Here is a 22,352-nt window from a genome sequence, read left to right as displayed (position 1 = left end):
CAAAAAACCAACGCTAGCTAAATAGTAAAATAGCGCAACATATAAACAATTGCTTTAAAGCCAATTAACGCCTTGCTTTATATAAGATAAAATAAACAAACTAGGCCAATAGTAAATAATACCCCGCCTGTGGTTCTTAGCTGCTGACTAGGTTGTTGGGATAAATAGGATAAAAAGTTTTGCCATTTACGGGCAAACAGCATCGGGCCTATTCCCTCTAAAACAAACACTATTGCCAAGGCAATAAGTATTGCATCAAACAAGTTATACATTTGACTTTCAACCATGCAAATTCTCTACTTGTAGTTTATTGTAATGCATTTGGCCTAGGTTTTTATTCTGAGTCTGCATAGCCACTACCAATCGCCCTAAAAGGTAGAGACAATTCCAACTCTGGTACCTGTAAACCTACCCACTGAGGAAAAGTATTGCTATTAGGGCCAGGGAATAATCTATATTCATTGGCCCAAGGATAACGTGCTACCGCCGCTTGAATTTTAGGAATGAGCTTATGCGCTTTATCACCACGAATGTCTAAAACTTTTTTCGGCTTTGCCCCATACCAATATTTGTCTGGCGTAATAGTTTGATATTGGCGTAGCGCAGGTCTACCTTGATCTACCTCCCAACCTACCACTTCATATACAGTATATTTTTCAGCATTTTGCGGTTTGATTGCCATCCAAGTATGCACCGCAAACCAACCACGCCAGCTATACGCATCTGCCGCATAAACTTCTATTACCGCGCGTTTTTCAACTTTGGGATCAACTGCTATGCCAGCTGGCTCTCTACTGGCACTGCGCCAATCGTTGTTGGCACACGCCCCAAAACACAGGGATAAAAATAACAAAACAATGATTTTATGCACAAAAGGTACCTTAATCTAAAAAGCCCAAAGCACAGCTTAAACACTATGCTGCTGTATTTCACATGGTATGCAAAATTCAGTCTCTTGCAAGCCAAACCCTTGCTGCCAATGCTGACAGTTGGGGCGATACTGCAAACTATTAGCACTGCAACTTGATGGAAACTAAGGCATTAACAATTTTTCTGTAAAATGCAGCCGTTCGTTATATAGTAGGCGGGTGAACCCTTAATCGCTTTACAGGTTGTCGATTAAACATAGTAGGTTGTATTTCAATGTTTATTATCACTCGCGTTTTTGTCATTAGAGCTTTAGTGTCATTGATTTTATTATCAATGATGGCCATGGCGCTTAGTTATTTTAAGAGCCAAACTGAGTCTCACAGAATTAAAATCTCAGCAACTCAATTGCTATCACAATACCGTGCTCAATTAGAGCGAGCTTTGACACAAAACCTTGCGTTAACAGCCGGGCTTAGAAGTTATGTGGCGGTACATCCTGATATGACTCAGGAGCAATTTTCTAGGTTTGCCAAAAATTTACTTGCTCATGACAGTCAAATTAGAAATGTTGGGGTAGCTAAAGATTTAATCATTAGCCATATCTACCCAGTTGAAGGAAACGAAAAAACCCTAGGCTTAGATTACAAGACCATTCCTGTCCAATATGCTGCAGTTAAACGAACTATCCAAAACGACGATATATTGATGGATGGCCCGGTTAACCTAGTGCAAGGAGGCATTGGCCTGATTGCCCGGCAAAGAGTCATCAATATTAACGATAATTCTTTGTGGGGCATTATTTCTGTGGTGATCAACTACGATTTAATCTTTAATTCTGTAAAGGCTAATTTTCCGCAAATAACAGTAGCCATAAAACAAGCGGAAGCCCCCTATTCCACTATCTATGGTGAACAAGCTATATTCGAAAGCGCCCAAGCCACTACCTCAATATCTTTACCTTTAGGTGCATGGCGAATTGCTATGGATTGGCGCGATCAGTCAATATTGCAGCAACAAACCCCTTGGTTAATTTATGTTTTATTGCTGGCATTATGGTTAGTCAGCTTATTGATCTTTCAACGTGAAGAACATCAAAGAAAAGCGCTATTAACTCAAACCAACAAAGCCAATCAGGCTAATCTGGCTAAATCACAATTTTTAGCCAACATGTCGCATGAAATTCGCACCCCTTTAAATGGTGTTATAGGTACGTTACAGCTGCTAAAGAAAAGTACCTTGACCCACAGTCAAGAAAAGCTTTCAGAAAACGCATTGTTTTCGGCACGAAAGTTGTTGTCTATTATTAGCAATATTTTAGATTTCTCTAAAATTGAAGCCAACAAAATTGAAATTGAAAACACAGAATTTTATTTGCAAGACATTATTGAGTTTATCGAATTCACTTTAACTCAAACGGCCAATGACAAAGGCTTAAGTTTTGTGATCAAATTGCAACCTGGGATGCCGCAATATTGGCATGGTGATCCTACTCGGATTGGCCAAATATTATTAAACCTTTTAAGCAATGCCATTAAATTTACCGACAAAGGGCAAGTTTTATTAGACTTTAGTTATGCCAAAATAGATCAAGGTGACACTTTAGTGATCCGCATTGAAGACAGTGGAATAGGAATGACCACCGAAGAATTGGCGCGTGCTTTTGAACCTTTTGCTCAAGCAGATTCTTCTATTTCAAGAAGATTTGGTGGAACTGGCTTAGGCTTAATTATCTGCGAAGGCTTAGTCGAAGCATTGCAAGGCACCTTAGAAGTAGATACTGAAAAAGGCCAAGGTACTAAATTTAAAATTTGTTTACCTATGGCTATTGGTCAGCCCCCTAACACCACTTTAGCAGTCGAGCCGCAAACCATACCCAACCTAAAAGGTATACAACTGCTGTTAGCAGAAGACAATGAGATCAACATGATGGTATTACAATGTGCGCTTGAACCAACCGGGGCGAGCATAGTAAAAGCCAGCAACGGTCAAGAAGCTATTGAACAATACAAACAACTCCAGCCTGATTTAATATTAATGGATATACAAATGCCTATTATGGATGGGGTAAATGCAACCTTAAAAATCCGCCAGCAAGATGCTCATATTCCGATCATTGCCTGTACGGCAAATGTTATGAGTGGTGAAGTGGAAAGCTACCTAGAAAAAGGATTTAATGGCTATTTATCTAAACCTTTTGAATTAGATAAGCTATACGAACTATTAGAAAAGCATCTGCTCAACAGCCCTTAAACCACTGAGGGCATGTTAGGACTGTGTTTTTTTAGGTAAGTCGTTACACAAAGAGCAGGCTATATTTTTTCGATAATTATAGGCGCGTCTTAAGGCAAAAATGCTAAGAGATAAACAAGACCAAAACAACCCAAACCACAGTGAGTAATATAAGTCCCGCCCTTTTAAGTACTGAACTGTTGCCAGCAGCATAAAGATAATAGGTAACCCTATACTATATTGAATAAGCCATTTTTTAATTGGCATAACCCACTCTGTTTTAAATCTAATCCGCTGCCATTATAACTTCTGTATTTGCAACTGCCTAACAATCTATTTAGTACAATAAACCATATACTTTACGTCTAAATTTAGATTTTAACGGATCACCATCTGGTAATGCATTGATCATGTCTAAGGTCAGTTTTTTAGCATCTGCAAAATTAATGTCTTTATATAACACAGACATGATCAATTCTAAGGCTTCTTCGGTTTGATTGGCTTGGTGCAATTGCACGGCTAATTTAACTTTTATCCCTAAATCATCTGGGTTGGCCGCCAGTTCTGCTTGCAAGGCTTTAATTTCTGGTGATTCTGCAGCTTGTTCGGCTAATTCAATTTTACCTAAAATACTATTGTATAAGGCGTCTTGATCCACCAAGCCTATTGTACTAAGTATCGCTTTAGCTTGTTTGAGCTGGCCTAACTCTACCTGACAATCTGCTAACAATAACTTGATATCAGCACGCTCGCTGTTTAGGTCATTGGCCTGTTTTAATAATGTATAAGCTTGTTGGTAATCACCTTGATTCACTAATTCAAGGGCTTGCTGATATAAACCGTCTTCAGGTTTAGGCAAATGTTTTTCAAAAGCCGCAATTATTTGTTCTTCAGTTTGTACGCCAGCAAAGCCGTCTATGGGCTGGCCTTCTTTGACTAAAATCACAGTAGGCAAGTTTTGCACCCCAAACTGACCTGCAATTTCTTGTTGATGCTGACAATCCACCCGTGCATGAATTAAATGCTGAGAAAACTTAGCAGCAACATTGGCTAGCACTGGGGCTAGTTGCTGGCTAGGTTCAAACCCCTCGGCCCAAAACTCCACCATCACTACCTGCGACTGTGAATCTTGTAAAATGACTTGTTGAAAATTTTCAGGAGTAATGTCGATATGATTATGCATGCTAAAATCCAGTTGCTAAGTGCTTGTGCTGTGGATGGGGTCGAATTTATTAAACTCAAGTCTTGGTGTTTATCTATCTCAGAAAATGAGTGCAATATTAACCATGGCCCAAGCTCAAGTTTCTAGACATTTTGCCACTTGTCAGTAAGCTAACAGAGTTCAACTTAACTAAATTAGCAGGTCAAACTATGAGTTCAGAATCCAAGCAACAATTTAATAATTTTGCCGAATTTTATCCTTATTATTTGGCCGAACACCAAAACCTTATTTGTCGACGCTTACACTTTATCGGCAGTGCACTAATAATAGCTTTGATTATCTACACTTTATTTACCAGTCAATGGCAACTCTTGTGGTTCATACCGGTTTTAGGCTATGGCTTTGCTTGGGCAGGCCACGCTTTTTTTGAACACAACAAACCCGCTACTTTTCGCTATCCTTTATACAGTTTGTTAGGAGATTGGGTGATGTTTAAAGATATATTAGTAGGCAATATAAAGCGCTAAAGCTACCCAAGAGAAAAATTTTAACCCCTCAAGTGGTTAACCAGTTTTTAAAACGGCTATTTTATCAAAGTCAATATGCTTTGCTTAAAAAAAGTACAAATTAGTTTGATTTCTAGCCTTTTCAAGCCAAGCAAAAACCCTTAAACTTGCGCCCCTTTTTAATAACACGGACGATTTTTGCACAATTTAAATGTGAAGGTTAATCATTCTATATTATGCAGATAGGTCCTTACGTATTAGAAAATAATTTGATATTAGCCCCCATGGCTGGGGTGACAGACCGCCCTTTTAGGCAATTATGTAAAAGGCTAGGGGCAGGGCTGGTGGTATCAGAAATGCTTTCTTCAAATCCAAGGGTCTGGGACTCAGACAAATCCAAGCAACGCATGGATCATCAAGGAGAAGAAGGCATTAGGTCAGTGCAAATAGCGGGATCGGATCCTGAACTTATGGCACAAGCCGCACAGTACAATGTAGGAAACGGTGCACAGATTGTTGATATCAACATGGGGTGCCCAGCAAAAAAAGTAAACAAAAAATTAGCAGGTTCAGCATTACTACAAGATCCCCCTCTGGTTGAGAAAATCATTCAAGCGGTTGTCAATGCAGTAGATGTGCCTGTTACCTTAAAAATACGCACAGGTTGGAATGTTGAAAACCGCAATGGCTTATTAATTGCCAAAATTGCCCAAGATAACGGTATTCAATCATTGGCGGTGCATGGTCGCACCCGAGCCTGTATGTATAAAGGTAACGCTGAATACGACACCATTAAAGCGATTAAACAAGCTGTGTCTATTCCGGTGGTTGCCAATGGTGATATAACGAGCGCGCAAAAGGCAAAGCACGTTTTAGAATACACCCAAGCAGATGCGTTAATGATTGGTCGAGGTGCACAAGGTCACCCTTGGATATTTCGAGAAATCTTACATTATCTGCAAACAGGCCAAATATTGCCTGCCCCTAGCATTGACGAAGTGAGCAATGTATTGCTTGAACACGTTGCCAATGTTCACCAATTTTATGGTGAATTTAAAGGGAGCAGAATAGCCCGCAAACATGTGGGTTGGTATTTGGCAGAACACGATCAGCAAAAGCTGTTCCGTGCAAAGTTTAACGCCATCGATGATGCAGGGCAGCAACTTGAAGCGTTAACTATGTACTTTAATAAATTGGCAAGCGAAACGAGCCATTCATCCGTGAATGAATCTGTTTCACCTGCTGCTTAATATGACTAACTTAAAGAGCAAGATTGTATATGTTCGAACAAAATGTAACTTCTCCGTTTTCAACTACGGTAACGACTCCTTCGCAAACTCAGGCACAAAAGCCTCTTCGCGATTCTGTTAAACAAGCTGTTAATAAGTATCTAAAACAACTTGATAACACCAATATCGAAAACTTGTACGAACTAGTAATGGCCGAAGTAGAAGCGCCTATGTTAGAAGAAATCATGACTTTCACTCGCGGCAACCAAACTAAAGCGTCAATCATGCTTGGCATAAACCGCGGTACATTGCGTAAAAAGCTAAAACAATACGGAATGAACTAAGATTTATCCCCTAAACTAAAAGAGCACCTTATGGTGCTCTTTTTGTTTGTATCGAGCATGACCAGTTAGTCAACAATAAATAAAACTCAGTTAGTAAAATTATTTGTCATAAAAAACGGAACCACTATGTCACAAGACTCAATTGCAAAACCTATTCGTCGCGCTTTGTTAAGCGTATCTGATAAAACTGGAATAGTAGAATTTGCGCAATTTTTAGCGAATCAAGGGGTAGAGTTATTATCTACTGGCGGCACCGCAAAATTGTTAAGCGAAAGCGGCTTAACTGTAATTGAAGCTTCAGATTACACAGGTCACCCTGAAATTATGGATGGCCGGGTAAAAACTCTACACCCTAAAATTCATGGCGGTATTTTGGCCCGTCGCGGTCAAGACGAACAAGTTATGGCAGACAACAACATTCAGCCCATAGACTTAGTAGTAGTCAATTTATACCCTTTTGCAGCCACTGTAGCTAAAGATGATTGCAGTCTTGAAGACGCCATTGAAAACATCGATATTGGCGGCCCAACTATGGTGCGCGCAGCGGCTAAAAACCACAAAGATGTGACTATAGTAGTCAAAGCCAAAGACTATGCTCGCGTTATGTCAGACATGCAGGCTAATCAAAATAGTGTGACTGCCACAACCCGCTTTGATTTAGCCATAGCGGCTTTTGAGCACACCGCAGAATACGACGGCATGATAGCCAACTATTTTGGTGCCATGCTTGAATCTGCTGAATGTGAAGCAGACTGTGGCCATCAACACAGTGAATTTCCGCGCACCTACAATATGCAATTCACTAAAAAACAAGATTTACGTTATGGCGAAAACAGTCATCAAAGCGCGGCTTTTTATGTTGAAAATAATATTCAAGAGGCCTCAGTTGCCACTGCTACTCAGTTACAAGGCAAAGAATTGTCATTTAATAACATTGCCGATACCGATGCCGCATTAGAATGTGTAAAAGAATTTGATGTACCTGCTTGTGTAATAGTTAAACACGCTAACCCTTGTGGTGTGGCTTTAGGTGATGACATTTTAAGTGCCTACAACCGCGCTTATCAAACCGATCCTACTTCAGCATTTGGTGGCATTATCGCCTTTAACCGCGGGCTTGATGAGGCCACAGCCCAAGCCATTGTTGAGCGTCAATTTGTTGAAGTCATCATTGCCCCAACTGTCAGCGAAGCAGCTGTTAAAGTTGTAGCGGCCAAGAAAAACGTACGTTTATTAGCCTGTGGCGATTGGCAAGGTCAACTCACCGAAGGCCACGACTTTAAACGCGTAAACGGTGGACTCTTAGTGCAAGACCGTGATTTTGGCATGGTTGAAGCTGAAGACTTAGAAGTTGTGACTAAGGTAAAACCCACTGAGCAACAACTAAAAGATTTACTTTTTACTTGGAAGGTTGCCAAATACGTTAAATCTAACGCCATTGTTTATTGCAACGACAGCCAAACAATAGGTGTGGGTGCAGGGCAAATGAGTCGTGTCTATTCAGCAAAAATAGCTGGCATAAAAGCCGCTGACGAAGGATTACAAGTTGCAGGTTCGGTGATGGCCTCTGATGCGTTTTTCCCTTTTAGAGATGGTATAGATGCTGCAGCTGCGGCAGGTATTAGCGCCATTATTCAGCCAGGTGGCTCAATGCGCGATCAAGAAGTAATAGATGCCGCCAATGAACACGGCATTGCTATGGTCTTTACTGGTATGCGCCACTTTAAGCACTAAGGGTTCAGCTTAAATCGAGTCAAAAATTCACATTTTTGACTCGATTGCCTGTTACTTGTTTTCCAAATTGCCGTTACACTCTATTCGATACTATTTGCCAACTACGAGAGAATATTATGTTTAAACGTGCCCTAAAAGTTGCAGTAACCTTATCTTTATTTAGCGTCAGCCCAGTATTTGCCGATGCCATTAGTGATGCAGTAAGTAATGAACACCGTAGCGCTAAAGAGCGTGTGCGTGATGAATACCGTAATCCACAACAAACTTTGCGCTTTTTCGATGTGCAAGCCAACATGGCGGTCGCCGAAATATCGCCGGGTAGCGGTTGGTACAGCAACATTTTAGCCCCGTTATTAAAAGATCAGGGTGAGTATTACGCTGCACACTTTTATTTGTACGAAGGGGCGCCTGGTTATTATCAACGCCTGTTAGATAGCTTTAAAAAAACCATGGCAGAACGTGAAGATTATAAAAAGGTTAAACTGACCGCCTTTCACCATAATAAAAACCCAGACTTTGCCCCAGCCGGCTCATTAGATCGCGTATTAACCTTTAGAAATGTACATAACTGGTACATGGATGCAGGTGTAGAAGGGGTCGAGAAAGCTTTTGCTAGTTTTGCTAAAGCCCTGAAAAAAGGCGGCATTTTAGGTGTAGTTGAACACCGACTGCCAGAATCTGCAGATGATGAAATGCAAAAGAAATCGGGTTATATGAAGCAATCTGTAGTGATTGCCGCCGCCGAAAAAGCCGGCTTTAGCTTAAGTGCACAAAGTGATATTAACCAGAACTCTATGGACAACGCCAACCATCCACGAGGCGTATGGACTTTGCTACCTACTTTAGCCCTTGGTGATCAAGACCGAGCAAAATATTTAGCTATAGGTGAAAGCAACCGTATGACCCTTAAATTTATTAAAAACTAATAGCAAAGAAGTTTACTATCCCTATGAAAGTATTGATTATTGGCGGCGGTGGTCGCGAACATGCCTTAGCTTACAAAGCTGCCCAATCGCCTCAAGTTAGCCAAGTGTTTTTAGCGCCTGGCAACGCAGGCACCGCACTGGAAAATAAACTAAGCAATGTCGATATTGCGGCTGAAGATATTAGCGGCTTGTTAGATTTTGCTGAAAAAGAGCAGATCGACCTTAGCATAGTCGGCCCTGAAGTACCGTTAGTACTAGGGGTAGTAGACGCATTTCAAGCGAAAGGGCTTGCCATTTTTGGCCCGTCACAAGCCGCAGCACAGCTAGAAGGTTCAAAAGCCTTTACTAAAGACTTTCTAGCACGTCATCAAATTCCCACAGCTGAATACCAAAATTTCACCGAAATTGACCCTGCCATTGCTTATGTGCAAGAAAAAGGCGCGCCTATTGTTATAAAAGCAGATGGCCTAGCGGCAGGCAAAGGCGTTATTGTCGCCATGACCTTAAGCGAAGCTGAAGACGCAATACGCGATATGTTAGCTGGCAATGCGTTTGGTGAAGCGGGAAGCCGAGTTGTCATTGAAGAGTTTTTAGATGGCGAAGAGGCCAGCTTTATAGTGATGGTAGATGGCAAAAATGTTTTACCTTTTGCCACCAGCCAAGATCATAAACGAGTAGGAAACGCTGATACTGGCCCTAACACGGGTGGAATGGGTGCTTATTCACCTGCACCTGTGGTAACCCCAGAGATCCACCAAAGAGTCATGCAGCAGGTCATTTATCCCACAGTCAATGGTATGGCTGAAGAAGGCAACACTTATGTTGGCTTTTTATATGCAGGATTAATGATCATGCCTGATGGCACCCCAAAGGTTATCGAATACAATTGTCGCTTTGGTGATCCCGAAACCCAGCCTATTATGCTACGTTTGCAATCTGATTTAATTGCATTAATTCAGGCTGCCTTAGCTGGGAAATTAGACCAAGTACAAGCTGAGTTTGATTCAAGAGCAGCAGTAGGAGTTGTGCTCGCGGCTGGAGGTTATCCAGGCGATTATGCAAAAGGTGACGAAATCAGTGGCCTAACCTTAGGTGATAACAACAGTAAAGTTTTCCATGCTGGCACTAAAGAAGTAGATGGCAAAATTACCACTAATGGCGGCCGAATCTTATGCGCCACCGCTTTAGGCGACACTGTCACTCAAGCGCAACATAAAGCTTACCAGTTAGCCAAAAGCATTAGCTGGAATGGCATGTTTTACCGTGATGATATTGCTTATCGCGCCATTAAACGTGAACAGCAAAGTTAAACTATTTAGACTCAATATCCCAAAAAAAGCGCCTAGGCGCTTTTTTTATGGGTTTTATTTTTAAGCAGAAAGACGCGCTTGTACTTTATTAATTAGCTCTGTTAAACGTTCAGCATTTTTACCTACATCACTTCTACCCACACGGGATTTACTTCTGGCATCAAACAAGGTGATTTGCCCTTCTGACTGAATACGGATAACCAGATCGTCTTTAAAGCCAAACCATCTAGTGGTGTCTACCGCTTCAATGCGGCCTTCGTTTTCTTCTACAGCTATCACTTCTAAGCCCATGGCGCCTAGCGTTGTTAGGGCTGCCGCAAAGACTTTATCAGCTGGGTAAGCAAAGGTTTGAGTCTGTAATTCTGGATAAGCTGATAGTTGCTGCTTTGCAATTTCTTCACCCTGATATTCAGCAGGATTAGGGGCATCAGCTCTTAATGGTAAAATAGCCACAAATTTTGGCGGGTTAACCACATCAGTGGTGATATCATGAATTGCAGGCACTGATTTAGCTTTCATCATTAAACTTAGTGGCATGGCTACTGCTATTGCCGCACAAATTACCGCTACCCCTGTTTTGGGCCAAGAGATACTTTTATGCATAAAGATAATTTGGATTAGTGCCAAGACTAGGGCAATGCCACCGGTAATGACTGCAATGCGCATACCCAAAAACGCATGACCTAGGCTAAGGATCTCAAGTTGATATAAAGGCCCAGAAACGAGCAATATGAATAGGGCTAAAAGACCCGCAACTAAGGTAAGTGTCTTCATTAAAACAATGTCCTGTAATTTAGTAACTCAATGATAGTATAGAAAATAGTTGTTTATATCTAATAGATTCACCTAAAGGATCACCATCACTCAATATGATTAATGAGACTTGGATAAGGCTAGGCTGTTTTATTACTGTGCTAGTTCTAATGTTACTGTGGGAAAGCCTTAAACCAAGCCGACATTCGGCTATTAGCACAGGTCAACGCTGGTTTAGCAATTTTTCTATGGTATTGCTTGGTGCTTTAGTGGCAAGAGTGATGCTACCCACGGGTTTAGCGGCAATAGGGATTTATGCACAAAATAATCATTTGGGTTTGTGGAATGGTATCTCCGTAAGCTTATGGATAAGTGTGCCTATTACTTTGATTTTATTGGATTGTTTTATTTATTGGCAGCATAGACTTTTTCATCGAGTGCCTTGGTTATGGCGATTACACCAAGTGCATCATGCCGATCCCCATTTAGATGCCTCAACTGGCTTACGCTTTCACCCTTTTGAGATAGCAATAAGCTTAGCGATTAAAGTATTGGCAATATTGCTACTTGGCGCGCCCCTTATCGCTATTTTGATCTTTGAAATAGTCCTTAATGCCAGCTCTTTATTTAACCATAGCAATATCAATCTTCCCACAAAGCTTGAACGCTTATTAAGAAAAGTCATAGTCACTCAGGCCATGCATAGAATTCATCATAGCCAAAACGTGAGGGAAACCGATAGCAACTTTAGTTTTAATTTGTCGCTCTGGGACAGAGTATTTGGCTCTTATACTCAAGATGCACAAAATGGCGATTCGGGCATAAAACTCGGCCTCAAACAATACTCATCAATACAAAGCCATACTAGGCTAACATCTTTATTGATCATGCCCTTTAAAAACAAAAGTTAGATGGCTAAGTTTGCCTAATCTTAGCTATATTCACACCTATCATTATTTCCCCTATACTTTACCAAACCACATTTTTGCAATATGCACCTAAGGAATGGTTATGATATTTGGCCGCAATAGTCTATTTACTTGTTGTCTAGTTTTAAGCTTAGTTGTGCAGGCGCAAGATGTTCCGCCCCCTCCTTCAAAATCAGCTTGTGATACCCCCCAACATAAACAATTTGATTTTTGGCTAGGCAATTGGCAAGTGTCGAATAAAGAAGGGCAATTGCTCGGCACCAACAAGGTTGTTTCTATACTCGACGGTTGTGTAGTGTCTGAAAATTGGCAAGCCGCCAACGGAGATTTTAGCGGTAAAAGTTATAATTTTTATGATAGTCAACTTAAGCAGTGGCACCAAACCTGGATAGATAACAAAGGGGGCGTGTTATACCTAGATGGTCAATTAGAAGGTAATGTGATGGTCCTTCAAGGACAGCGCTTAGCCAAAGATGGCTCTACTACCCTACATAAAATATCTTACACCCCTTTGCCTTACGATAAAGTAAAACAAAGATGGCAATCCTCTAAAGACAATGGCCAAACATGGGCAGACTTATTTGTGGGCTATTATAAAAAATAACCCTTAAGTTAGATGAGTTGCAATTCAGCTCAACTGTTTAAGGGTTCGATAACCGCTCATTATGCGCACTATGGCAGTCACCCAACATACTAGGCCGTAGACTATTGCGATGCTCACAAAGTGCGACGGCCATAAACAAAACAAACACAACACTACTATAGTTTCAAAGCCTTCTGCTAAGCCGCCCATATAATGCAAACTTTTATTCGGGTACTTAGGATTTTCAATATTATATTTATTGGCTAAGCTGGCAAAGGCCAAAAAGCAGGTGCCAGTAGCGGTAAAAGACAACATTAAAAAGCTGCCAGCCAAAGCATTTTGATTAAGATCAACAAAAATAAAAGCTAAAACTATGGCCGAATAAAAAATAAAATCTAAACAGATATCTAAAAACCCACCAGCGTCTGAACTAGTGGTTAAGCGCGCAATCGCTCCATCTAATCCATCACAAAAACGGTTAACTAAAATACAAATTAAAGCCCATAAATAATGCTCTGTGATTATGGCAGGTACTGCTAGCATACCTAGTACAAAGCCACCTAAGGTAATCTGATCTGCACTGATGCCGGCTTTAACAAAAGGTTTAGCAATTAACCTTAAAGGCTGCCTGAGTAGCGAATTAAGTATCGGATCAATCAAGGCGCTCTCCTTTTTTATTTGTAGCTTGATAATAATCGGCTAAACACAAGTTAGTGGCAGAGTTGGGTAAGTGATCAACATCATGAGACACCATTACACTAGGTATATGTTGCTCTGCTAAATGTGAAAACGCCCATTCTCCCAAATGCGCACGAGTTAGGGGATCTAAAGCCGCAAAAGGCTCATCTAACAACATGACTTTAGGCTGGTTGGCTAGAGCGCGGATTAACCCCACCCTGGAACGTTCACCGCCGCTTAAGTTAGCAGGAAAGCGCTTGGCCAAATGGCCTAAAGATATTTGCTCAAGTAACAACATAGCTGCAGCTTGTCGCTGGGTTTTACTGCGCAAATCTGATTTTTTTGGCAGGGCAAAACAAATATTATCTAACACACTTAAATGGGGAAATAGATACACATCTTGCATCAATAAGCCAAATTTGCGCTGTTCAATAGGCAAGTTCATTACCGCTTGTTGATCTAGCAATATTTGTCCGCTGACCTCAACATGTGTAGCGGGGTTACCTAATAACCAATGTAAAAAAGTAGATTTTCCGATGCCACTTGGGCCGGTAATCACTAATAGCTCATCGGGCTTCACCTGAATATTAGGCAACTCAATTTGCCAGCTAGCAGCTTCAATGACACATTGATTAATTTCTAACATTGGCTTCTCCATCACTAGCGCGTAACTTCCATGCAAAAAGGGTGGCTATAAAAAACACTAAAAACGGTAAACTGGCCTGCATTAACATATAGATAGCGATGAGATCTTGTTGACTACCTGTGGCTATTGCAACAGATTCAGTGGTAATGGTTGAGACGCGCCCAGCCCCTATTAATAAGGTGGGAATATACTGCGCAATACTCACAGAAAAAACAATGGCAAAGGCTCGAGTTAAGGCTGGCAATAATAAGCTTAACCTAACATGCAAGCAGGTTTGCCATTTGTTGTAGCCAAAACTCGCTGCCACCCATTCATAACCTGGGTTAATGCTTAAAAACGGACCTTTTAATACTAAATACGCATAGGCAAAAGTAAAAGGCACATGGGCACACACTACCCAGCCCATATGATACTGACCTTGCAAATTTAAGTGTAATACTTGCCATCCCATCACCATACTGAGTTGCGGCAAGATAATCGCCAATAACCAAAAATAATCGGGTAAATAGTGGTTTAGATACTTTTGTATTTCTAGCGCAGACCAAGCCAAAAGTAAGCCAATGAGTCCGCTAGACAAGGCAATATATAAAGCATCTAAAAGTGCTTGAGAAGCAAACCACCACTCTTGCTGCCAAAGGCTAAAAGACAGTGTTGACCAAGCTGTTACTGTGCCATAGCCCAAAGACCACAGGCCAAACACTAAAATGATTAACACGCTTAATAAAGCGGTAATAGGAAGCCAAAATGTTGCTGCCCTATGCCAAATAGCCATAGACAAAATACGCCCCTTAATAGCGCATAATTTTAGGCCATTACAAAGCAACTTTTCATGGACATATAAAATACCAACGGCCACAGCTAATAATAGTATTAACAAAACATTGGCTAAAAAAGCCAGGGTTTGATCGCCTGCTGCAAAACTACTCTGCCAACGGTACACAGATACCGCAAATAACTCTGGTACATTTGGCCCAACTAACATACTTAAATCGACTACAGACAAGGTATAAGCTGTCGCGGCAATTAAGGCTAAGCGACCTTGGTGCAACATTTTGGGAAAAACCAACAGCCACCAAGCGGGTACTGACTGATACCCCAAAGCTCTACCTTGCAGCAACCATGCTTGAATGGGTAATTGTCGACTTATGGCGCCTAAAATAAGCAAAAAGAATGGCACTTCTTTTATCACTATCGCAAAAATCAAAGTTACTAGGCTTTTTCTAGGTAAACCAAGTTGGCTAAAAAACACCCCGCCGTCACTAAATATAAAAACCAGCCCCACTGCAATTGCGATATGTGGCAACGAAAGCAGTGGAATTAAGTGCTTTTCAAAGTTAGCTAAACCCTTGAGTTGATAAAGTTGGCTAAACACCAAAAAAGCTAAATAAAAAGCCAACAAACTACTGAATATTGCCACCCCCAAAGAGGTAACAGCCGACTGCACTAAGCCTTGATAAGCGTAAAAGGTCTGAATATCAGCCCAACTAATGGACACGCTAGGCCACAAACCCGCTAACACTCCCACTAGCGGCAAAAGGCTAAAAAAAGCAACCAGCAAGCCTAAGCTACAAAATATTAACCACCGTATCTTTGCTGCCATGCATCCTCTATTAGTACATGCCAAGAACTGTGTAACTCTGGGTGAGTAGGCATAGTTTGTTTGGTATTTTGCAAGGCTTTGATTACTGCAGGATCGCCCCAACTACCATTAAATTTTTGAATTTGCGCTTGTTCGCTTAACAAAAAGTGGATCACCACTTTAGCCGCATCAGCATTGGCAGCAAATTTAGGAATAGCTAGATTATGACTATTGGTGATGGCGCCTTCGGCAAAGTAACGTCTAACACTGCTGGCAGAGATTTGTTTATTGGCTTGTTCTTTAGCCCATTGATTGGGGTTAAAACTAACAGCCATAACTAGGTTTTGCTGTTGATACATCAACATTTGTTCGGCCGCCGAACTAGGAAACGCTCGTCCTTGTTGCCATAAATAAGGATGCAGTTGATCCAAATAATTAAATAACAAATTTATAAGTGAGTGTTTACTTTCTTCTGAGGCTTTTACATAAAGCCTGGGGTCTGACTGGCTTAAGCCTATTAATAATTGTTTTAAAAAGGTCGTGCCATGAAACTCAGGCGGCCTTGGGTAAGTTAATTTTTGTGGCTGCTGTTTTGCCAAGCTTAACAGCAAGGCTGGCGACACTTGATTCTGGACAAAGACTGACTGTTCGGCAATTAAATTAAACTGACCAATTCCCCAAGGCACTTCATAACCATCCATGGGCTCACCAAAGTCTATGCTAATGGGTAAGGAATCAAGGGCTAAATTGGCCGCATTAGGTATGCTGGTCCATAAATCGCCCAATAGCCTGTTTTGGCGTTTTAAAAAAGCAAAATTTTCGCCGTTTATCCAAGTTAGGTCTATAGCGCTGGTTCTACCGTTTTCTGCTTCAAGTCTGGCAACTGCCTCAGCAGGATCTGTGACTTTCACATGTACTAGTTTAATTCTATATTGCTTAGCGACTTCTTTGGCAGCCCATCGAATATAGTCGTTAACTGGTTTGGATCCTCCCCAAGCATAAAAGAACACCGATTTGCCTTGGGCATTTTTAAGGGTTTGTTGCCATGCTTGGCTTTGCTCACTTAGCGCTGCCTCAGGGCTTGGGGAGGCCTGAATAACAGTGGCACTGAACACACTTAAGGCACACACAGCTATTAGCAGCCTATAACTTAATTTTTTGCCTTTATTAGTTTGCAACCTTAGCCCCTTCGCCATTTATGAAAACGCTCTACCCAAACCAAAAGCGCGGCTGGCGCATGGTTTTTCTTCCAATTGCCCGCAACATTTTTGCTGGCCTCGGCCATAGTAGGATAGATGTGTATAGTGCCCAATAGTTTATTCATGCCTAAGCCATGTTTCATCGCTAACACAAATTCAGCCAATAATTCACTTGCTTGGGCACCAACTATGGTGGCACCTAAAATTTTGTCTTTACCTGGTACAGTTAAAACTTTAACAAATCCCTTGGCATGATCGTCTGTCAACGCGCGGTCTAAACCACCAATGTCGTAGCGGGTAATCTCATATGGCACAGCTTGGGCCTGCGCAGCTGTTTCATTTAAACCTACTGTGGCAATTTCTGGATCGGTAAAGGTCGCCCAAGGGATCACGCTATAGTCGGCTTTAAAGGTTTTGAAGGGTCTAAACAAGGCATTCACTGCTGCATACCATGCTTGATGGCTAGCAGTATGGGTAAACTGATAAGGGCCAGCCACATCACCGGCGGCTAAGATATTAGGATATTTAGTTTGTAAAAAGTCATTGGTGACAACTGTTTTATCGGTTTCTATACCTAGTTCTTGTAATCCAAAACCGTCTAAATTGGCTTGGCGACCCACTGCCACTAAAATTTTATCAAAGGCTAGTTTTTGTGGTTGGCCGTCTTTTTCAATCACTATTGCCTGACCATCAGGACTTGATTCTATAGCCACAACCTTACTATCTAATCTTACATCTATGCCATCTTGCAACAATTGTTGCTGTAGCGCCGCTGCCGCATCAGGATCTTCTTTGGCTAAAAGTTGTGACTGCATTTCTACTTGGGTCACGCTACTGCCTAAGCGTGCAAAAGCTTGGGCTAATTCACAGCCTATTGGCCCTCCACCCAAAACCACAAGTCGTTCAGGTAAAGCGGTTAACTGCCATAAATTTTCTGCAGTTAAATAATCAATTTGGTCTAAACCTGGAATAGCGGGCACAAAAGCACGCGCGCCTGTGGCTATCACAATGTTTTTTGTGGTTAACGACTGTATGCCGTCTTGGGTTTGAATATCCACTTGCCAAGGCGACACTATTTTAGCGCTGCCAGTGACAACCTTAACCCCCAAAGACTCATAACGCTCTATGGAGTCGTGTGGTTCAATCGCTTTAATCACACTATGCACTTTGTTCATTACTGCTTTAAAGTCTACTTTTGGCGTTTCATAGGTCACCCCTGAGCGTGCCGAAACTTTATGCACTTGCGCTAATTTAGCCGCATGTAAAAGGCTTTTAGAAGGGACACAACCAGTATTTAAACAATCACCGCCCATTTTGTGTTTTTCTACTAAAGTCACTGAGGCTTTAACCGCAGCTGCAATATATGCCGTTACTAGCCCTGCTGCACCCGCGCCAATCACCACCAGATTACGATCAAAGGACTTAGGTTTTTGCCAACCTTTATACACGCGCTTTTGTTTGATTCTATTTAGTATGAACTTGGCCAAAATAGGAAATAACCCCAATAGCACAAAAGACAAAATCAATTGGCCAGAAACAATATCAGCCACCGCATTGATTTCTGCTAATTGGGTTCCTGCATTTACATACACAGCTGTACCTAACAGCATGCCTACTTGGCTAACCCAGTAGTAAGTAACAGTTTTAATACTAGTCACACCCATTACTAAGTTGATTACAAAAAATGGGAACACAGGCACCAGCCGCAAACTCAACAAATAAAAGGCACCATCTCGCTCTATGCCAGCATTAATGGCTTGAATACGCTTAGAAAAGGTTGCACTCACCCAATCTCTTAATAAAAACCTAGACACTAAAAATGCCAAAGTGGCACCCATGGTTGATGCAAATGACGCCAGCACTAAACCCCAGCCCAAACCAAACAATGCTCCAGCCCCTAAGGTCAAAATAATCGCACCGGGTAAACTTAAAGCGGTGGCCGTCACATAAATAACAAAATAAATAATAAAAGCCTGCAACCAGTTGGTGGCGATAAAATGGCTAAATTTATCTTGATGCTGCTTTAAACTATCGAGGGTGAGGTATTGCCCCAAATCAAAAACTAAAAAAATAGTCACTATTAGCGCAATCAGAGCTAATACTATCCCTCGTTTTATATTCATTATGTATTTCCTAGTGTTAAAGGTCAGCAGTAGCTTATTGAACCCGACTAGACCCTCATATGGCGAATTTTATTTCGTGATGATTTGTATCATCCAGATTGCTTTAAAACACAACAGATTCATAGGCTTTATCCTGACAAAAATGATATTCAGTTCAACTAGCCCTTGACCCCAGTAGCAAGCTTGCTTATAAATGTCTTTCACTTCGCGACAAAGTAAGTTGAATGTCAGTAAAACATCCCATAATTGCCATTACAGGTTCATCTGGTGCGGGCACCACTATGACCACTAATGCTATCAGGCATATATTTAGAAACCTATCAGTGAATGCTGCTGTGGTGGCAGGTGATAGTTTTCATCGCTTCACTCGCCCAGAAATGGAAGTAGAAATTCGTAAAGCCCAAGAGCAAGGTAGGCATATAAGCTACTTTGGGCCTAAAGCTAACGATTTTGAAATGTTAGAGTCCTTGTTTACCGAATACGGTCAAACAGGCATAGGCAAACACAGGCAATACCTACATACTTTTGATGAAGCTGTACCATTTAACCAAATGCCTGGTACTTTTACCCCTTGGCAAGATTTGCCCGAAAATACCGATGTGTTGTTTTATGAAGGCTTACATGGCGGCGTAAAAAACGATGAAGTAGACGTAGCCAAACATGTCGATCTGCTGGTAGGCATGGTGCCTATAGTTAATTTAGAGTGGATCCAAAAAATTGTGCGCGATACTACCGACCGCGGCCATTCGCGAGAAGCAGTCATGAGCAGCATAGTTCGTAGCCTAGATGATTATTTTAAATACATCACCCCGCAGTTTTCGCGAACTCATGTTAACTTTCAGCGTGTTCCTACTGTAGATACTTCAAACCCCTTTAGTGCCCGAGAGATCCCAAGCCAAGACGAAAGTTATGTAGTGGTTAGGTTTCGCCGTGAAATGAAGAATGTGGATTACCCCTACTTGTTACAAATGATTGATGGGTCTTTTATGTCGCGCATCAACACTATAGTGGTGCCTGGTGGAAAAATGGGCTTAGCCATGGAGTTAATCTTAATGCCTTTATTAGAAGAGCTGCTGGATAAAAAGCGCCGTGCAGGCTTTCAATTGGATTGGGTGAGTGAAAAGTAACCCTAGACGAATGACAGATCTTTTATATGCAAACTGAACAAAAACTATCTTTTCCTATTCGCCTAGCGATTGGCATTATCGCCATCCCATCTTTAATGTTGGCCGCGACTTTAGTCTTTATGTTAATCAACCAAAATACTGAATCTATCAGCTTTTTTGAAGTGGTATATGCCTTAGTAGGCATATTCGCTAGTTATATCGCCTTAACCGGTAAAAAATTCTTTTAAACCCGCAAAAGCTAAGTGTCTTGGTGTCGCTAAGACAAACTTTGTAACAATCCAAATCTCGCTTGCATCAACTCTAGCTTTTGAATGTTTAGGCTTTACCATATAGTGTAAAGCATAAGAATTTACCTTTTGGATGGGGTTATGGGACAAGAAACAACTAAAATTTTAGTAGTAGATGACGATATGCGCCTGCGCAGTTTATTAGAACGTTATTTAGTTGAGCAAGGTTTTCAAGTGCGTGCAGCCGCCAATTCTGAACAAATGGATAGGTTGTTAGAGCGCGAAAATTTTCACCTTATCGTATTAGATTTAATGCTACCAGGTGAAGATGGCTTATCAATTTGTCGGCGTTTACGTCAAAAAGACAACCAAATTCCTATTGTTATGTTAACCGCAAAGGGCGATGAAGTTGACCGCATCATTGGCTTAGAAATGGGTGCCGACGATTATTTGCCTAAACCTTTTAACCCCAGAGAATTACTCGCTCGTATTAAAGCTGTGCTTAGACGCAAAACCAATGAAGCACCTGGCGCACCTTCTCAAGCCGAGCAAATTATTCAGTTTGGTAAGTACTCACTTAATCTAGGAACTAGAGAAATGAGTGCTGATGGACAAGCCATGACCTTAACCAGTGGTGAATTTGCGGTTCTTAAATCTTTAGTTACTCACCCAAGAGAACCTTTATCGCGCGACAAACTTATGAATTTAGCGCGCGGGCGAGATTACAGTGCCTTAGAACGCAGCATAGATGTACAGGTGTCTCGATTACGTCGTATGTTAGAAGAAGACCCAACTAGTCCTAGATATATTCAAACCGTGTGGGGATTAGGTTACGTTTTTGTGCCAGATGGTGAAAAAGCCTAACAATGTTAATGATCTTGCTTGTAGGGCCTAAGTGAGCTTGCTACCCAAAAGTGCATTTGGACAAACGGTTTTATTGATTGGTTTATTGCTACTGATCAATCAAATTGTGTCTTTAGTATCTGTCACTTTTTATTTTGTTAGCCCTAATGTGCAACAAATTAATCATTTGTTGGCCTCACAAATTAAATTGGTTTTTGTTCAAGAACAGCAAGATCAACCTGCTAAGCTTGACCCTAAGCTTTATCAAGCCGCTGGTATGCAGGTCTTTACCCAAGCTCAAGCAATAGACAATGGCTTAGAGTTAGCTACCCCTTATCAATCTTGGTCACGGCAAATGTCTGATATGTTGGGCGGTGAAGCGCAAGTGCGCATTACCCACGGCGAACCTTATTTATATTGGATCAATCCTCCACAAGACCCATCTATTTGGATCACCATTCCTATGGTAGGCTTAGGCCAAGGCGAAGGCTCGCCACACCTTGTGTATTTATTAATGATAGGGGTGTTAAGCGTGGGTGGAAGTTTAGTCTTTGTGACTCGCTTAAACCGTCCGCTTAAAGCTTTGCAAGAAGCGGCCATAAAAGTAGGTAAAGGCCAAGTCCCCGAACCATTAAAAGAAGTGGGATCAACCGAAATCATTGCGGTAACCCGCGCATTTAATCGAATGGCAAAGGGTATTAAACAGTTAGAAGATGATCGGGCTTTATTAACCGCGGGTATTTCTCATGACTTGCGAACGCCTTTAACCCGCATTCGATTAGCATCCGAAATGCTGCCTGATGATCAAGATTGGATAAAAGATGGCATAGTGCATGATATTGAAGATATGAACGATATTATCGACCAATTCATTGATTATGTGCGCCAAGACCAACAAGAGTCTTTAATTCTTGGCAATATCAACGACCTATTAGAAGAAGCCGCGCAAGCCAGAAACATCGAAGAAAACCACCACATTAAATTAAATTTACAGCCCTTACCTAACACCCTTATACGACGGGTGGCATTAAAACGCGTGATAGATAATTTAATCGAAAATGCCTTTCGCTATGGCAGCAATTCTATAGAAATTCATTCCCACTTCCGTAAAAAAGAACAACAGTTGTATTTTTCGGTTAGGGATTTTGGCAAGGGCATTCCAGCTGAGCAAATACAGGAACTATTTGAGCCTTTTACTCAAGGCGACAAAGCCAGAGGTAGTCTTGGCTCCGGTTTAGGTTTAGCCATAATTAAACGTATTGTAGATATGCATTCAGGCAAAGTGAGTTTAGACAATCACCCAGATGGTGGGCTAGTTGCCAGCATAGTTTTAACTCATCAAACAGAATGATTTT

General features: G+C 41.4%; 22 protein-coding genes. 13 read left to right on the top strand and 9 right to left on the bottom strand.

Going from position 1 to position 22,352, the window contains the following annotated elements:
* Positions 1 to 77: 77 nt before the first annotated feature.
* Positions 78 to 287 carry a DUF2065 domain-containing protein gene (locus tag ACVCDT_RS11280; RefSeq protein ID WP_447132882.1) on the bottom strand — a complete coding sequence of 70 codons (210 nt, stop codon included), beginning with the start codon at positions 285 to 287 and terminating at the stop codon, positions 78 to 80.
* A 47-nt stretch (positions 288 to 334) separates the two neighbouring features.
* Complete coding sequence (locus ACVCDT_RS11275) at positions 335 to 871, bottom strand: DUF3750 domain-containing protein (protein WP_447132881.1); 537 nt, start codon at positions 869 to 871, stop codon at positions 335 to 337.
* Between the two features lie 272 nt (positions 872 to 1,143).
* Here ACVCDT_RS11275 and ACVCDT_RS11270 point away from each other — a divergent pair, with 272 nt between their 5' ends.
* Positions 1,144 to 3,120 (top strand): ATP-binding protein, encoded by a 1,977-nt coding sequence (locus tag ACVCDT_RS11270; protein ID WP_447132880.1) that lies wholly within the window; start codon positions 1,144 to 1,146, stop codon positions 3,118 to 3,120.
* A gap of 316 nt (positions 3,121 to 3,436) precedes the next feature.
* On the opposite strand, the gene ACVCDT_RS11265 is transcribed toward ACVCDT_RS11270, so the two are convergent.
* The gene (locus ACVCDT_RS11265) at positions 3,437 to 4,282 is read right to left on the bottom strand and encodes a tetratricopeptide repeat protein (RefSeq protein ID WP_447132879.1); all 846 of its coding nucleotides are present in this window, start codon (positions 4,280 to 4,282) and stop codon (positions 3,437 to 3,439) included.
* A 188-nt stretch (positions 4,283 to 4,470) separates the two neighbouring features.
* Here ACVCDT_RS11265 and ACVCDT_RS11260 point away from each other — a divergent pair, with 188 nt between their 5' ends.
* The 6 genes from ACVCDT_RS11260 (at position 4,471) to purD (ending at position 10,310) form a co-directional block, all read left to right on the top strand.
* Positions 4,471 to 4,788 (top strand): Mpo1-like protein, encoded by a 318-nt coding sequence (locus tag ACVCDT_RS11260; protein WP_447132878.1) that lies wholly within the window; start codon positions 4,471 to 4,473, stop codon positions 4,786 to 4,788.
* Between the two features lie 215 nt (positions 4,789 to 5,003).
* A complete protein-coding gene (gene dusB / locus ACVCDT_RS11255; RefSeq protein WP_447132877.1) occupies positions 5,004 to 6,017 on the top strand; it encodes a tRNA dihydrouridine synthase DusB in 1,014 nt (337 codons plus the stop codon).
* A 29-nt stretch (positions 6,018 to 6,046) separates the two neighbouring features.
* Complete coding sequence (gene fis / locus ACVCDT_RS11250; RefSeq protein WP_447132876.1) at positions 6,047 to 6,340, top strand: DNA-binding transcriptional regulator Fis; 294 nt, start codon at positions 6,047 to 6,049, stop codon at positions 6,338 to 6,340.
* Between the two features lie 126 nt (positions 6,341 to 6,466).
* Positions 6,467 to 8,074, top strand: a complete 1,608-nt coding sequence (gene purH, locus ACVCDT_RS11245; protein ID WP_447132875.1) for a bifunctional phosphoribosylaminoimidazolecarboxamide formyltransferase/IMP cyclohydrolase — start codon at positions 6,467 to 6,469, stop codon at positions 8,072 to 8,074.
* A gap of 116 nt (positions 8,075 to 8,190) precedes the next feature.
* A complete protein-coding gene (locus ACVCDT_RS11240; RefSeq protein WP_447132874.1) occupies positions 8,191 to 9,000 on the top strand; it encodes a class I SAM-dependent methyltransferase in 810 nt (269 codons plus the stop codon).
* A 23-nt stretch (positions 9,001 to 9,023) separates the two neighbouring features.
* Positions 9,024 to 10,310, top strand: coding sequence for a phosphoribosylamine--glycine ligase (gene purD, locus ACVCDT_RS11235; RefSeq protein WP_447132873.1), 1,287 nt, complete (start codon positions 9,024 to 9,026; stop codon positions 10,308 to 10,310).
* 60 nt (positions 10,311 to 10,370) lie between these two features.
* On the opposite strand, the gene ACVCDT_RS11230 is transcribed toward purD, so the two are convergent.
* The gene (locus ACVCDT_RS11230) at positions 10,371 to 11,084 is read right to left on the bottom strand and encodes a DUF1499 domain-containing protein (RefSeq protein ID WP_447132872.1); all 714 of its coding nucleotides are present in this window, start codon (positions 11,082 to 11,084) and stop codon (positions 10,371 to 10,373) included.
* 95 nt (positions 11,085 to 11,179) lie between these two features.
* Between ACVCDT_RS11230 and ACVCDT_RS11225 the strand changes: the two genes are divergently transcribed.
* Positions 11,180 to 11,974, top strand: coding sequence for a sterol desaturase family protein (locus ACVCDT_RS11225; RefSeq protein WP_447132871.1), 795 nt, complete (start codon positions 11,180 to 11,182; stop codon positions 11,972 to 11,974).
* A 100-nt stretch (positions 11,975 to 12,074) separates the two neighbouring features.
* Positions 12,075 to 12,596, top strand: coding sequence for a hypothetical protein (locus ACVCDT_RS11220; RefSeq protein ID WP_447132870.1), 522 nt, complete (start codon positions 12,075 to 12,077; stop codon positions 12,594 to 12,596).
* A gap of 24 nt (positions 12,597 to 12,620) precedes the next feature.
* Here ACVCDT_RS11220 and ACVCDT_RS11215 read toward each other — a convergent pair whose 3' ends face one another.
* The 5 genes from ACVCDT_RS11215 to ACVCDT_RS11195 are packed head-to-tail and all read right to left on the bottom strand — an operon-like array spanning position 12,621 to position 18,800.
* Entirely contained in the window at positions 12,621 to 13,235 is a 615-nt protein-coding gene (locus ACVCDT_RS11215; protein ID WP_447132869.1) for a CDP-alcohol phosphatidyltransferase family protein, read from the bottom strand.
* A complete protein-coding gene (locus tag ACVCDT_RS11210) occupies positions 13,228 to 13,899 on the bottom strand; it encodes an ABC transporter ATP-binding protein (RefSeq protein ID WP_447132868.1) in 672 nt (223 codons plus the stop codon). Before ACVCDT_RS11210 ends, ACVCDT_RS11215 begins: the two co-directional genes overlap by 8 nt.
* Positions 13,886 to 15,499, bottom strand: a complete 1,614-nt coding sequence (locus tag ACVCDT_RS11205) for an ABC transporter permease family protein (RefSeq protein ID WP_447132867.1) — start codon at positions 15,497 to 15,499, stop codon at positions 13,886 to 13,888. The genes ACVCDT_RS11210 and ACVCDT_RS11205 overlap by 14 nt, the downstream gene beginning before the upstream one ends.
* Positions 15,475 to 16,656: an ABC transporter substrate-binding protein gene (locus ACVCDT_RS11200; protein WP_447132866.1), complete on the bottom strand. Its 1,182-nt coding sequence runs from the start codon at positions 16,654 to 16,656 to the stop codon at positions 15,475 to 15,477. Before ACVCDT_RS11200 ends, ACVCDT_RS11205 begins: the two co-directional genes overlap by 25 nt.
* Before the next feature lie 2 nt (positions 16,657 to 16,658).
* Positions 16,659 to 18,800 (bottom strand): dihydrolipoyl dehydrogenase family protein, encoded by a 2,142-nt coding sequence (locus ACVCDT_RS11195; protein ID WP_447132865.1) that lies wholly within the window; start codon positions 18,798 to 18,800, stop codon positions 16,659 to 16,661.
* Positions 18,801 to 19,024: 224 nt separating this feature from the next.
* Here ACVCDT_RS11195 and ACVCDT_RS11190 point away from each other — a divergent pair, with 224 nt between their 5' ends.
* The 4 genes from ACVCDT_RS11190 (at position 19,025) to envZ (ending at position 22,348) form a co-directional block, all read left to right on the top strand.
* Positions 19,025 to 19,927 carry a phosphoribulokinase gene (locus ACVCDT_RS11190; protein WP_447132864.1) on the top strand — a complete coding sequence of 301 codons (903 nt, stop codon included), beginning with the start codon at positions 19,025 to 19,027 and terminating at the stop codon, positions 19,925 to 19,927.
* Positions 19,928 to 19,953: 26 nt separating this feature from the next.
* Positions 19,954 to 20,154: a hypothetical protein gene (locus tag ACVCDT_RS11185; RefSeq protein WP_447132863.1), complete on the top strand. Its 201-nt coding sequence runs from the start codon at positions 19,954 to 19,956 to the stop codon at positions 20,152 to 20,154.
* A 141-nt stretch (positions 20,155 to 20,295) separates the two neighbouring features.
* The gene (gene ompR / locus ACVCDT_RS11180) at positions 20,296 to 21,018 is read left to right on the top strand and encodes an osmolarity response regulator transcription factor OmpR (RefSeq protein WP_447132862.1); all 723 of its coding nucleotides are present in this window, start codon (positions 20,296 to 20,298) and stop codon (positions 21,016 to 21,018) included.
* 31 nt (positions 21,019 to 21,049) lie between these two features.
* Entirely contained in the window at positions 21,050 to 22,348 is a 1,299-nt protein-coding gene (gene envZ, locus ACVCDT_RS11175; protein ID WP_447132861.1) for a two-component system sensor histidine kinase EnvZ, read from the top strand.
* Positions 22,349 to 22,352: the final 4 nt, after the last annotated feature.

Source organism: Paraglaciecola aestuariivivens (assembly GCF_052983255.1).
This window is presented reverse-complemented; position numbering and strand designations above follow the sequence as displayed.